The 13232-nt window shown below is 74.1% G+C and carries 9 protein-coding genes; 4 read left to right on the forward strand and 5 right to left on the reverse strand.

Annotated features, from left to right (window positions below; translation table 11 throughout):
* Positions 1–107 precede the first annotated feature (107 nt).
* Together AC1DT4_RS06115 and AC1DT4_RS06120 are read left to right on the forward strand one after the other, a co-directional pair.
* Entirely contained in the window at positions 108–1280 is a 1173-nt protein-coding gene (locus AC1DT4_RS06115; protein ID WP_477088883.1) for a diacylglycerol/lipid kinase family protein, read from the forward strand.
* 119 nt (positions 1281–1399) lie between these two features.
* Entirely contained in the window at positions 1400–3265 is a 1866-nt protein-coding gene (locus tag AC1DT4_RS06120; protein ID WP_477088884.1) for a M48 family metallopeptidase, read from the forward strand.
* A 2-nt stretch (positions 3266–3267) separates the two neighbouring features.
* Here the strand turns inward: AC1DT4_RS06120 and pheA are convergent, their stop codons facing one another.
* The gene (gene pheA / locus AC1DT4_RS06125) at positions 3268–4215 is read right to left on the reverse strand and encodes a prephenate dehydratase (RefSeq protein WP_477088885.1); all 948 of its coding nucleotides are present in this window, start codon (positions 4213–4215) and stop codon (positions 3268–3270) included.
* A gap of 90 nt (positions 4216–4305) precedes the next feature.
* On the opposite strand from pheA, the gene AC1DT4_RS06130 reads away from it, so the two are divergent.
* The gene (locus AC1DT4_RS06130) at positions 4306–6651 is read left to right on the forward strand and encodes a hypothetical protein (protein WP_477088886.1); all 2346 of its coding nucleotides are present in this window, start codon (positions 4306–4308) and stop codon (positions 6649–6651) included.
* Here AC1DT4_RS06130 and AC1DT4_RS06135 read toward each other — a convergent pair.
* On the reverse strand, positions 6614–7354 hold the full coding sequence (locus tag AC1DT4_RS06135; protein WP_477088893.1) for a glycosyltransferase family 2 protein: 741 nt from the start codon (positions 7352–7354) through the stop codon (positions 6614–6616). The genes AC1DT4_RS06130 and AC1DT4_RS06135 overlap by 38 nt on opposite strands.
* Before the next feature lie 327 nt (positions 7355–7681).
* Positions 7682–8506 carry a DUF5926 family protein gene (locus tag AC1DT4_RS06140; protein ID WP_477088887.1) on the reverse strand — a complete coding sequence of 275 codons (825 nt, stop codon included), beginning with the start codon at positions 8504–8506 and terminating at the stop codon, positions 7682–7684.
* A 195-nt stretch (positions 8507–8701) separates the two neighbouring features.
* Between AC1DT4_RS06140 and pgm the strand changes: the two genes are divergently transcribed.
* A complete protein-coding gene (pgm, locus tag AC1DT4_RS06145; protein WP_477088888.1) occupies positions 8702–10375 on the forward strand; it encodes a phosphoglucomutase (alpha-D-glucose-1,6-bisphosphate-dependent) in 1674 nt (557 codons plus the stop codon).
* A gap of 190 nt (positions 10376–10565) precedes the next feature.
* On the opposite strand, the gene AC1DT4_RS06150 is transcribed toward pgm, so the two are convergent.
* Together AC1DT4_RS06150 and AC1DT4_RS06155 are read right to left on the reverse strand one after the other, a co-directional pair.
* Complete coding sequence (locus tag AC1DT4_RS06150; protein ID WP_477088889.1) at positions 10566–11957, reverse strand: UDP-glucose dehydrogenase family protein; 1392 nt, start codon at positions 11955–11957, stop codon at positions 10566–10568.
* Positions 11957–13232, reverse strand: a 1276-nt coding sequence (locus AC1DT4_RS06155) for a glycoside hydrolase family 26 protein (RefSeq protein WP_477088890.1), incomplete at its 5' end; no start/stop codon positions are given. The genes AC1DT4_RS06150 and AC1DT4_RS06155, both read right to left, overlap by 1 nt.

The raw sequence follows: 13232 nt of genomic DNA on the forward strand, positions 1-13232 counted from the left end.
GTTCGGGACGACGTCGTGCGGTGCAGCTGACGACGTCGTCCGAGACTCACGACCTCGTGCGGCGAGAGAGCCGGAGCCCCGGAGCGTGAGGGCCGTAGATTCTCCGCATGACGTGGGAGGCGTGGGTCGCCGTGTTCGCGGGCATCGCCGCGCTCTCCGCGCTCCTTCTCGTCCTGCTCCTGTGGGTGCGGCAGCGCGAGCTGCGGCGGCGGATCGAGTCGCCGGCCGCGGGGACGAGCGCCCGGGCCCTGCGGCTGTCGCGGGACGTGCAGGAGGCCGGCCAGGTCGTCGCGTTCGTCGCCAACCCGTCGAAGTCGGACGTGCCCGCGCTCAAGGCGGCGATCCTGCGGGCGCGGGAGGCGCAGGGGTACCCCGAGCCGCTCTGGTACGAGACGACGATCGCGGACCCCGGCGTCGGGCAGACGCGCAAGGCGGTCGCGGACGGCGCGGACGTGGTCGTGGCGATCGGCGGCGACGGCACCGTCCGGGCGGTGGCGGAGGGCCTCGTCGGCACCGGCGTGCCCATGGGACTGATGCCGCTGGGCACGGGCAACCTCCTGGCTCGCAACCTGGACCTCCCGCTGAGCGACCCGCTGGCCGCGATGCGGATCGCGCTCGAGGGCCGGGACCGGACCATCGACGTCGGCTGGCTGCGGGTGCTGCGCTGGGAGTCCGACATCGACGACGCCGTGACCGAGGCCGTGGAGAACGTGCCGGACGACCTCGTCGACGACACCGACCTGCCGCGCGACCACATCTTCCTGGTCATCGCCGGGCTGGGCTTCGACGCCGCGATGGTGGCGGACACCGACGAGCAGCTCAAGCGCCGCGTCGGCTGGATCGCCTACTTCGTGTCGGGCATGCGGCACCTGCACGGCCGCCGGACGCGCATGCACGTGCGGCTCGACGACCAGCCGATGACCACGACGCGGCTGCGGAGCCTGCTCATCGGCAACTGCGGCAAGCTGCCGGGCGGGATCACGCTGCTCCCGGACGCGGTCCTCGACGACGGCTGGCTGGACGTCGCGGCGATCGACACGCGCGGCGGGATCGCGGGCTGGGCCCAGCTCTTCGGCGAGGTGGTGCTCCAGGGTGCCGGGATGCGCAACGACCTGCCGGCGAAGATCGGTCGCATCGACCACACCCGCGCGCAGGAGGTCCGCGTGGTGGTGCAGGGCGGCGAGCACGTGCAGGTGGACGGCGACATCGTCGGCCGGGTCACCGAGCTGTCGGCGCGCGTGGACCACGCGGCGCTCGTCGTCCGGGTAGCCACGACCTGATCGCCCTGTACGGCCGTTCGGGGGGACCTCGGGCAGCGCGTCGTCGCCCTCGCCACCGAGCCGTTACGCTCCCCGCCGGACGAGGCCGGTGAGCGGCCGGCCGCACCGGAAGGACCCCCGTGACCACCACCCTGCGCGCCGCGCTCTCCGTGCTCCTGCTGGCCGGCTTCTACGTCGTCGCGCTGGCGATCGTCGCCGGCATGGGGGCGCTGGCCTGGTGGGCCTTCCAGTCCGACGCCGAGGCGGCGGCCGCCAAGCTCGGGTTCTTCGCCGCCGCCGTCGCCGTCGCGATCGTCGTCGCCCTGTGGAAGGTGGCCCGCGCGCGTCCCGCGGCCGACGAGGGACCGACCCTGACCCCCGCGGACGCGCCGGCGCTGTGGGCGACGGTCACCGAGCTCGCGGCGGCGGCCGGCACGCGCGTGCCCGACGACATCCGGCTCATCCCGGACGTCAACGCGGCCGTCTCGGAGGACACCCGGCTGCTGGGGCTCGTCGGCGGCACCCGGCACCTGTACCTCGGCGTCCCGCTCCTGCAGACGCTCGACGTGGGCCAGCTGCGGTCGGTGCTGGCGCACGAGCTGGGCCACTACTCGAGCAGCCACACGCGGCTCGCGCCGATCACCTACCGGGGCAAGCAGGCCATCGGCGCGACGCTCGACCAGCTGTCCGGCAACGTCGTCGGCTGGTTCCTCGGGCTGTACGCCCGGCTCTACGTGGTGGTCGCCGCCGCGGTGAACCGCCGCCAGGAGCTGGAGGCCGACCAGCTGTCGGTGCGGATCGCGGGCCGGGCGACCGCCCAGAGCGCCCTGCGCGAGCTGCCCGTGGCCGACGCGGCCTGGTCGTTCTACCTCAGCCAGTACCTCGACGACGCCTGGGAGTCGGGCTACGCGCCGACCGCGCAGGGGTTCTTCGGCGGGTTCGGGAACCTGGTGGCAGCCCGCTCGACCGAGCTGGCCGAGATGCGCGCCGACGCCCCGCCCGCGGAGAAGTCACGCTGGGACTCGCACCCGTCGATCGCCGTGCGCGTGGCCGCGATGGACCGCATGAGCGACCCCGCGCCGGCCCGCGACACCCGTCCGGCGACCGTGCTGGTCCCCGGTTTCGAGGCCGCCGCCGCCGAGCTCGCGGCGCGCGTCGTCAACGTCGAGGGCCGCACCCAGCTGGCGTGGGAGGAGCTCACCGCGACGTCCCTCGTCGTGACCCGGCAGCGGACCGTCGACATCTTCTACCGCGCCGCCGCGCGCGTGGCCGGGCAGCCGCGGGCGAACCTCGGCACGGTGCTGGACCTGGTTGCCTCCGGTCGCCGCGGCGCCTGGGAGAAGGACCTGGGTGTCGTCGCCGAAAAGGGCCAGGAGGGCGACCCGCTGGCCGTGGTCATGGAGATGCTCGTCGGGCAGGCGGCCGTGCAGGCGGGTGTGGCCCGCTGGCAGCACTCGTGGAGCGGCCCCGCGCGGCTGGTCGGCCGGGACGGCACCGAGCTCGACGTCACCCCGCTGGCCGCGCTGGCGCTCAGCCCCGAATCGGTGGTCGCGGCGCGCGCCCGGCTGGGCGAGCTGGGGGTCGACGTCGAATCCACCGGCCAGGTCAACGAGGCGGCGTCCGCGCACGGCGGCGAGGTCGTCGGCGGCCTGGCCAGCGTGAAGGTGGACGGGAAGAAGCACGACGTGCTGGTCCTCGACGTCGGCATGATCCTCGTGCCGACGCCCAAGAAGGACGAGTACGGCAAGCAGCGGCTGATCGCGCTCCTGCAGTCCGGCTCGGTCGTGCAGCTCGCGTCCTATCACCGCTACCTCGCGTTCGAGGAGATCGCGGTCGCCCGCATCAGCAAGCAGGTCCCCGTGCGCGCCGAGCTCACGCTGCACGACGGGCGGACCGTGTCGATCAGCGAGACGTGGAGCGGCGAGCGGCTGGCGAAGGACAGCAGCGAGGTCCTCGTCTCCCATCTGCTCGCGTACGCGCCGGACGAGGCCGCCGCGGACGCCTGACCTCAGGTCGCGGTGCCGCCGCGGACGGACTGCAGCCAGGCGCGCGCGCCCACGAAGTCACCGTCCGCGGTCCCCACGTGCACGGTCGGCTCGACGGCGTCGGCCCGCGGGTAGGAGCCGAGGAACCGGACGTACGGGCAGCGGCGGTGCAGGCCCATGACGGCCTCTCCGACGCGCTCGTCGGTGATGTGCCCCTCGGCGTCGATGGAGAACGAGTACCGGCCCAGGGAGTCGCCGATGGGCCGCGACTCGATCCGGGACAGGTTCACGCCGCGGACCGCGAACTGCTCGAGCATGGCGAGCAGCGCGCCGGCCTCGTTGTCGGGCAGGTGCACCACGAGGGTCGTCTTGTCCGCGCCGGTGGGCGGCGGGACGTCCCCGGGATGGCCGACGACGACGAACCGGGTCAGCGCCGACACGTTGTCCGCCACGTCCTGCGCGATCGGGACCAGTCCGTAGGTCTCGACGGCGGCGGGCGGCACCAGCGCGGCGTCGAAACCCAGCTCGCCTCCCCCTGCCGCGATGAGCGCGGCGGGCGCGGTGTTGGACGTGGCCGGCACGTGCACGACGTCCGGCAGGTGGTGCGCGAGCCAGCGCCGGCACTGCACCCAGGCGTGCGGGTGCGCGGAGATCCGCCGGACGTCCGACAGCCGGACCCCGGGGGCCGCGGCGAGCGTGAACTGCACCGGCACGAGCATCTCGCGCAGGATGACGAGCGGGTCGCCCCCGGCCAGGCTGTCGAGGGTCGCGGTGACGCCGCCCTCGACCGTGCTCTCGATGGCGACCACGGCGAAGTCGGCGTCGCCGGCGCGGACGGCCTCGATGGCCGACCCCACGTCCGAGACGGGCAGGTCGACGCAGTCGTCGGCCGCGACCACCTGGCGCAGCGCGGCCTCGGTGAACGTGCCGGCCGGGCCCAGATAGGCGTACCGCGGTAGCCCAATCGACATGGCGTTCCTCCCGTGCAGATCATGTGCACGCTGCACGGATACCCCACAGCGCCGCCGGGGTCGAGGGTAGTGCGCCCGTAGGCTGGAACGGTGCTGACCCCTGCCCGCCCGCGCGCGTCCCGGATCCGTGGCGTGGTGCTGGTCCTCCTGCTGAGCGTGGCGGGCATGCTCCTGGCAACCCCGGCGCAGGCGGCCGACGACCCGCCCGTCCTCCTGGTCGGCGTCACGGGCGTCCGCTGGGACGACGTCACCACGCTGACGACGCCGGCGCTCTGGAGCCTGTCCCGGGAGGGCTCGATCGGCCTGGTCGCCGCGCGCAGCGTCGCGTCCCGGTCCTGCCCCGCCGACGGCTGGCTGGCGGTCTCGACAGGCACGCGCTCGGCGGACGTGCGCAGCGACGACGGCACCTGCCGCACGCTGCGCGACCCCGGCGAGAACGGCGAGGTGCCGGGCTGGGACGACTACGTCGCGGCGGCGGACGCCGAGTCGTACGGCGCGACCCCCGGGCTGCTGGGGAGCATGCTCGCCTCGGCCGGCTCCGCGACGACCGGCATCGGCCCGGGCGCCGCGATCGCGCTGGCCGACCAGCAGGGCGTCCCCGTGGGCACGTACGAGAACCTGCCGACGAGCAGCACCGGCATCACGCGCGCCGTGCGCGACGCCCTCGCCGCCTCCCAGCTGGTGGTCATCGACGCCGGCTCCCTGCGCGACCCCGGCTACGCAACCGTCGCCCGGCCGAGCACGCCCCAGCCCACCGAGACCGCGCCGGGCGACGACGCCGACGAGCCGACCACGCCGGAGGTGTCGACCCCGGACGCGATCGTCGAGCCGTCGCGCGCCCTGCAGGCCCAGGCGATCGACGACCGGATCGGGGCGGCGATCGCCGGTGCGCGGAGCTCGGGCGCGACGGTCCTGGTGATCTCCCTCGCCGACTCCGGCCGCACCGCGCTGCAGCTGGGCGCGGCGACCGGGCTGGCGCCGAACGGCGAGCAGTACGCCGACAGCCTGCTGACCTCGGGCTCGACGCGGCAGGCCGGCCTGATCCAGACGGTCGACGTGACGCCGACCCTGCTCGACGGCATCGGCCTCGACGAGAGCGCCGCCGCGTTCAGCGGGTCCGAGATCCTGCCCGGCCCGTCGACGGCCGCCGCGACGGCCCGCGTCGACCGGCTGCTCGACATCCAGCGGCACGCCACGATGGTCACCCGGGTCAGCGGCGCCTACTCGACCCGGCTGGTGCTCGTCCAGGCGCTCCTCTTCATCGCCGCGGCGATCATCCTCACCCGCACGGGTCGGTCCGACCAGGCCCCGCTGCGCCCCGCCCTGCGCGTCCTGCGCGTCGCCGCCCTGGCCCTCGCCGCCGCGCCCGTCGCGTCCTTCCTCACCAACACCATCCCCTGGTGGCGCTCGGACATGCCGGTCACCACGTTCTGGTGGGTGCTGCTCGGCTGGATCGCGCTCATCACCGTCGTGTCCCTGGTCGGGCCGTGGCGGCGCAACCTGCTCGGGCCGGCCGGGGTGGTCGCCGGCGTCACCGTCGCCGTGCTGGTGATCGACGCCTGCACGGGCTCGACCCTCGTCATCGACTCCCCGATGGGCGCCCACCGGGTGCTCGCCGCGCGCTTCTACGGGATGAGCAACCAGGCGTTCGCGCTGCTCACGGCCGCGGGGCTGCTGCTCGCGGTAGCCATCGCGGACCCGCTCCTGCGGCGAGGTCGACGGGGGCTCGCCACGGCCGCGGTCGCGGGCCTCGGGCTGCTCCTCGTGGTGGTCGACGGCACGCCCGGGCTGGGCAGCGACTTCGGCGGCCCGCCCGCGCTGATCCTCGCGTTCGCGATGCTCACCATCGTGGTCAGCGGGCGCAAGGTGAACTGGAAGTGGATCGCCCTGATCGGGCTGGTCGGCGTCGTGGTCGTCGGTGGGTTCGCGGTCCTCGACTGGATGCGCCCGCCCGACGACCGCACCCACCTCGGCCGGTTCTTCGCCACGGTCCTCGACGGCGGGCTGTGGGACGTCGTCAGCCGGAAGATCGCCGTGAACCTGCGCGTGCTGACGTCGTGGCGCTACCTCGTGCTCGCCATCGGCGGCGTGCTGCTGACCTGGCTCGTGATCGCGGGTGGCCGCCCCCGCCGCGGCGCGCTCATGGGCACGGGCAGCTCGATGGCGGGCCTGCAGCGCGCGGTCCCGCTCCTGCGGCCGGCGGTCGCGGCCATCGGCGCGGCGCTGACCGTCGGGTTCCTCATGAACGACTCGGGCATCGTCGTCCCGGCCACCGGGATCGCGGTCGCTGTGCCGTGCCTCGTCGCCGCGGCGGCGCAGTGGCGGCTCGGGGCGCCGGACGGGGAGCTGGACGAACCCTCGACCGAGCCGGCCCAGGAGGCGGGCGGGACGCCGACCGTCAGCGGTGCGTCTGCGGGGGCTTCTCCGCCGGCGTGACCGTCCGCTTCACGGCCCCCGCCGCGCGGCGGACCCGGCGGGCGTTCACGGCGAGCTGCACGTCGCGGTACTGGGCCGCGCGGTGCATCTGACCCTTGAGGTCCGAGCCGGACGGCCGGTGCTTGAGGTCGCACGGCACCTCGACGACGCGGAAGCCGCGGCGCAGGAGGTCGATCGTCATGCCGGTCTCGACGCCCCAGCCGTGCGCCAGCGGGGTCGCCGCCTCGAAGGCCGCGCGGGTCAGGCAGCGCATGCCGGACAGCGGCTGCGTCGGCGTCCAGCCGGTCATCGACGCGATCGCCCGTCGGGCGGCACCGACGACGATGCCGCGGCCGCCCGCCCCGGGCTGCGGCGGGATCAGGGCGATCGCGAGGTCGGCGTGGCCCTCGAACACCGGCGGTACGAGCGGCGCGGTGTTGACCGCGGTCTCGCCCAGGTCGCCGTCGATGAAGAGCAGGATGCGGGGCTGCCGGTCGGGGGCGTCGCGCATGGCGACCACGGCGGCGCCGGTCTCCATCGCGGCCGCCTTGCCGCGGTTGTGCGAGTGCCGCACGACGACGGCGCCGGCCTCGCGGGCGACGTGCTGGGTGTTGTCCTCGGAGCCGTCGTCCACCACCAGCACCAGGTCCACGTGCGGGATGGCGCGGGCCGAGCGGACCGTCGCGGCGATGCGCCGGGACTCGTCCTTGGCCGGGATGATCACCGCGACGCGCTGGCGGGCCTTGTGGGCGGCCGCCTTCTTCTCGTCGACCGCAGCCTTGCGGACCTCGGCCGCGGTGGGGGGCGCGTCGGCCGTCGCCGGCAGCCCGTCGACCGCCGCCGCGAGGACGTCGCCGGACGGTGCCGCGGTGTCGTCCGCCGTCGGCCGGGCGTCGTCCAGGGCCTCGGTCCCGGCGGTGCCGTCCGGGGTCGGCGTGGCGGTCCCCGCCTGGTCCTCGACGGCCTGTCGGCCCTTGCGCGTCACGTCCGCCACCCTATCCATCGCCGCGGGCACCGCCCGCGGGTTCACCCGTCTGTGGACACCCGGGCGTCAGCGCAGCGTGACCTGGCGCGCGACCAGCCCGGCGCGCGCGCGGCGCTCGTTCGCGTCGAGCGGCGCGGTGTCCGCGAGCGCGGCCTCGAACCCGGCCCGGAAGTCGGCCAGGGGCTTCTCGATGTCGTCGGCCTCCGAGCCCTTGGCCAGCTCCCACACGGGGACGACGAGGCCCGCGGAGCGGAAGTAGCCGACGAACTTCGCGCCCTCGAAGCCGGACGCGCGCTTGGCGTGCAGGCGGGCCAGCCCGTCGAGGACGACCTGCTCCTCGTGCGGCTGCGCCCAGCGCAGGAACTCGCGTGCGCCCATGCGGCACCAGTACGCGGCCTCCGCGGACTCGAGCTTGACCGTGTCGATGATGCCGGCGTCGGCCTCCTCGATCGCGGCCTGCAGGTCGGGCGTGCGCTCCGTGTCCGGGGCGAGCCAGTACGCGAACGAGTCCTGCACCGTCACGTCGAACGGCACGGACAGGTCGAGGACGTCCTGGAGGCGCGGGCCCGGCTCCGGGAGCCCGATGGTCTCGACGGCGGTGCCGGCCTCGACCTCGAGCGCCTCGAGCAGCGCGTGCGCGAGGTCGCGGCTCACGTCGTTGGAGCTGCTGGTGGTCTGCAGGGCCAGGAGGATCACGCCGTCGGCGCGGTGCAGGGCCGGCCAGCTGGTCGGCAGCACGGTGGTCACCAGCACCTCGCGCGCGCCGTGCTCCTTGGTCGTCCGCGCCGTCGCGGTCGCCGCCGGGACGAGCTCCTTGAGAGCCACCCAGTCGGGCTCACCGGGGAGCCCCTCGAACGGGCGCAGCACGAAGTCGGACGAGTTCTTGGCCATGCGGCAAAGGCTACCGGTCCGGCCGGGGCCGACCAGCCGGGGTCGCAGAGCGCGGGCAGCGCCGCAGACAGTGGGCGCGCCGATGGGTGCAGGATCGGCGCCGGTCCGCACCACCGGTCCTGCACCCATCGCTGCATCCACATCGCCGCTGGTCCGGGGGGTGCGCCGGCACCGGGCGTGAGGGAGGATCGCGACATGGACCCGCGCGCCGGAACACCTGCCCAGCCGTCCGACCTCGTCGATCTCGACGCCCTGACCGGCGCGTACTACGACCGCGAACCCGACCTCGACGATCCCGCGCAGCGCGTGGTGTTCGGCACCAGCGGCCACCGCGGGTCCGCCCTGGACACCGCGTTCAACGAGGCGCACATCGTCGCCATCACCGCCGCGATCGTGGAGTACCGGCGCTCGCAGGGCACCGACGGCCCCCTGTTCATCGGCCGCGACACGCACGCGCTCTCCGACCCCGCCTGGCGCTCGGCCCTCGAGGTCCTGGCCGCCGCCGGCGTCGAGGTGCACGTCGACGCGCGCGACTCGTGGACCCCGACCCCGGGCGTCTCGCACGCGATCCTGCGGCACAACGGCGCGGGCACGTCCGAGGGCGTCCGCACGGTCGGGCCCGGGCTCGCCGACGGCATCGTCGTGACCCCGTCCCACAACCCGCCCCGCGACGGCGGCTTCAAGTACAACCCGCCGCACGGCGGCCCGGCGGGGTCCGACGCCACCGGCTGGATCGCCGACCGTGCTAACGAGATCCTCGCCAGCGGCTGGAGGGCCGTCCCGCGGGTGAGCGCCGAGGCGGCGCTGGCGGCCGACACCACCCTCAAGCACGACTACCTGTCCTCGTACGTCGCGGACCTGGCCAACGTCATCGACGTCGAGGCCATCCGCGCGGCGGGCGTCCGGATCGGCGCGGACCCGCTGGGCGGCGCGTCGGTCGAGTACTGGGGCGCCATCGGCGAGCACTACGGCCTCGACCTCACCGTGGTGAACCCGACGGTCGACCCCCAGTGGGCGTTCATGACGCTCGACTGGGACGGCAAGATCCGGATGGACTGCTCGTCGCCGTACGCGATGGCGTCGCTGGTGGCCCGCATGGCCGGCGACCCGGCACCGTTCGACATCGCGACCGGCAACGACGCCGACTCCGACCGGCACGGCATCGTCACGTCCGACGGGCTGATGAACCCGAACCACTACCTCGCGGTCGCCATCTCCTACCTCTACGGCGGCGCGCGCGAGGGCTGGCCCGCCGGGACGGCCATCGGCAAGACGCTCGTCTCGTCCAGCCTCATCGACCGCGTGGCCGGCAAGCTGGGCCGCCGCCTGCTCGAGGTGCCCGTCGGGTTCAAGTGGTTCGTCCCCGGGCTGGTGGACGGGTCGGTCGGGTTCGGGGGCGAGGAGTCCGCGGGGGCGTCGTTCCTGCGCACGGACGGCACCGTGTGGACCACCGACAAGGACGGCATGCTGCCCGCGCTGCTGGCCTCGGAGATCCTGGCGACCACGGGCAAGTCACCGTCGGTCCACCACCGGGAGCTCGTCGCCGAGTTCGGGGAGTCCTGGTACGCCCGCGTCGACGCCCCGGCGTCCCGCGAGGAGCGGGCGACCCTGTCGAAGCTGACGCCGGAGCAGGTGACGGCGACGACGCTGGGCGGCGAGGCGATCACGGGCAAGCTGACCAACGCCCCCGGCAACGACGCCCCGATCGGCGGCCTCAAGGTCACCACCGAGAACGCGTGGTTCGCCGCCCGCCCGTCCGGCACCGAGGACGTCTACAAGATCTACGCCGAGTCGTTCGTGTCCGCCGAGCACCTCGCGCAGGTGCAGGCGGAGGCGAAGGACGTGGTCGCGGCGGCCCTGGGCGGCTAGCCCACAAAAAGCAGGAGGCCCCGGGGTGACCACTCCCCTGGGGCCTTCTTCGTGTGCGCTGCGGGAGCACGGCGTCCGCAGGCTTCCGTGGCGCGCCGGCTGTGAGTGCAGGGCGACCACCACGACTCGCGGGCAGGCCGACGGCCCCGGGGATGCTGATCGAACCCGGGGCCGTCGGTGTCCTGCGGACCTACGCGGCGACCGCCGCCCTGCCCAGCCCCGTGAACGTCCAGCCCGCCGACCTCCACCGCGCGGCGTCGAGCTTGCCGCGGGCGTCGATGACGGCGGGCTGGTGCGCGAGCGTCGCCAGGTGGGCCGGGTCGGCCTTGAGGAACTCGTCCCACTCGGTGAGCACCAGGATCACGTCGGTGCCCTCGACGGCCTCGTCCACGCTCGTCGCGTAGCCGAGGGTCGGGAACATCGAGCGGGCGGTGTCGCCGGCCTGCGGGTCGTAGACCGTGACCTGCGCGCCGCGCAGGTGCAGGGCCGCCGCCACGTTGAGCGCCGGGGAGTCCCGGACGTCGTCGGTGTGCGGCTTGAACGCGGCGCCGAGCACCCCGATCCGCCGGTTGAGCACCGAGCCGCCGCAGGCCTGCACGGCGAGGTCGATGACGCGCTCGCGCTGGCCCATGTTGATCTCGTCGACCTGCTGGAGCAGCGCCGCCGCCCGGCCCGCCCCGAGCTCGTTGGCCCGGTACATCAGGGCGCGGATGTCCTTGGGCAGGCACCCGCCGCCGAACCCGAGGCCGGCGTCGAGGAACTGCCGCCCGATGCGGACGTCGTGCCCGAGGGCGTCGGCCAGCACCGTGACGTCCGCCCCCGCCGCCTCACAGACTCCGGAGATCGCGTTGATGAACGAGATCTTCGTCGCCAGGAACGCGTTGGCGCTGACCTTGACCAGCTCGGCGGTCGGCAGGTCGCAGACGACGACGGGCGACCCCTCGGCGATCGGGCCGGCGTAGACCCTTCGCAGGAGGAACTCGGCGTCGGGCGAGGTGCCGCCCAGCACGATCCGGTCGGGGTGCAGGGTGTCGGCCACGGCCTTGCCCTCGCGCAGGAACTCCGGGTTCCACACCAGCTCGGCCCGCACCCCTGAGGGTGCCTCGCGGGCCACCAGCGCCCGGAGCCGGGCACCGGTGCCGACGGGCACGGTCGACTTGCCGACGATGAGCCCGTCGTGGGTCAGGTGCCGCGCGATCGCGGTCGTCGCCGCCTCCACGTACCGGAGGTCGGCGGCGTGGCTCGTCTTGGACTGCGGGGTGCCGACGCAGACGAAGTGCACGTCCGCCCAGCCCACCGCCTCGGCCACGTCCGTGGTGAAGCGGAGGCGGCCGGTGGCCATCTGCTCGGCGAGCAGCTCGGGCAGCCCGGGCTCGTAGAACGGGACCTTGCCGGCCGCGAGCATCTCGACCTTGTGCGGGTCGGTGTCCACGCCCACCACCTCCATGCCCAGCTGGGCCATGGCGACGGCGTGGGTGGCGCCGAGGTAGCCGGTGCCGAGGACGGCGATGCGCGGCGGGGGGCCGGCGGGGTCGAACGGGCGACGGACGTCTGCGTCGAGGTCGACACGGGGTGTCTTCATCACGGCTCCTGGGTGGTCGTCGGGGTGGGTTCGGGTGTGGGCTCGGGTGTCGGCGTGGGTGTCGGCGTGGGGGTGGGGGTGGGGGTGGGCGTGGGCGTCGGTTCCGGGGTCGGTGCGGGTTCCGCTGCCGGGATGGGTTCGGGCGTCGGCGTCACGACCTCGGGTGCGGGCGCCGCGAGGGTCGCCGCCACCGGTCCGTCGACGAAGCCCGCCGCCGGGTTGGTGATCCCGTCGATGAACGCCTGCTGCGAGTCACGCCGCGAGGTGATGCGCCAGTCGTTGGTGACGCGTTGCCCGCCGGAGATCGTCGTGACCGTGTGGTTGAACCAGGCGAACCCGATGACGTCGGCGTTCTCCGGCTTGGCCAGCGACGCGAAGAGGTCCGCGACCCACGCCGGCTTCTGCCCGCCCACCTCCGTGGCCCCGATCTCCGCGAGCAGGATCGGTTTCCTGGTGATCGACCGCAGCTGGTCGAGCGACTTGTCGTAGGTGTAGGAGAACGTCGGCGTCTGGTCCGACTTGAACGGCGGCCGGTAGTAGCCGGACAGCCCGACCCAGTCGACGTAGTCGTCGCCGGGGTAGAGGCTGCGCATGTACCAGGACGAGTTCTTGGCCCAGTCCGGCAGCGCGTTGACGATGTTCGGAGCCCAGACCCAGATCACGTACTGGTTGGCGCCCTCGGCCTCGAAGATGTCGTGCACGTGGCGCCACATCTTCACGAAGTCGCCCTTGCCGTTGCCGTTCAGCGAGTTGCCGCCCCACTGCCGCTCGCCCCACGGGTACCAGCTGCCGTTCATCTCGTGGTCGAGGCGGATGGCCATGGGCAGCCCCAGGCTGACGACGTCCTTCGCGTACTGGTGCAGGTAGTCGTCGTACTGCCCGCCGATGATCTTGGGCAGCGAGTAGTTCGGGTCGACGGCCTGGTCGTTCGCCGCCTTGAGCGGACGGGACTCCCACGTCAGCAGCGGGAGCATGCCCTTCTGCCAGGCCCGCGTGACGGCGTCGGGCCGGAACGGGCCGTCCCAGCCCTGGAAATAGCCGGAGATCGTGGGCGCGACGCCGACGGTCGCGCTGACGTTGTCGAACTCCGCCCAGTTGAACGGCGACTGCGGGGTGTAGAGGCCGAACTGGCGCTTGGTGGGCGCCAGCAGCGTCGACAGCGCGGGCGCGGTGGGCTTGGCGACGACGGCGGGAGCTGCTGCGGCTCTGGCCCGGGCCGCGGCTGCCTCGGCGGCGGCCGCGCGGGCGTTCGCCGCCTCGGCCTGACCCTTGGCC

Source organism: Cellulomonas sp. P4_D11, assembly GCF_056401915.1.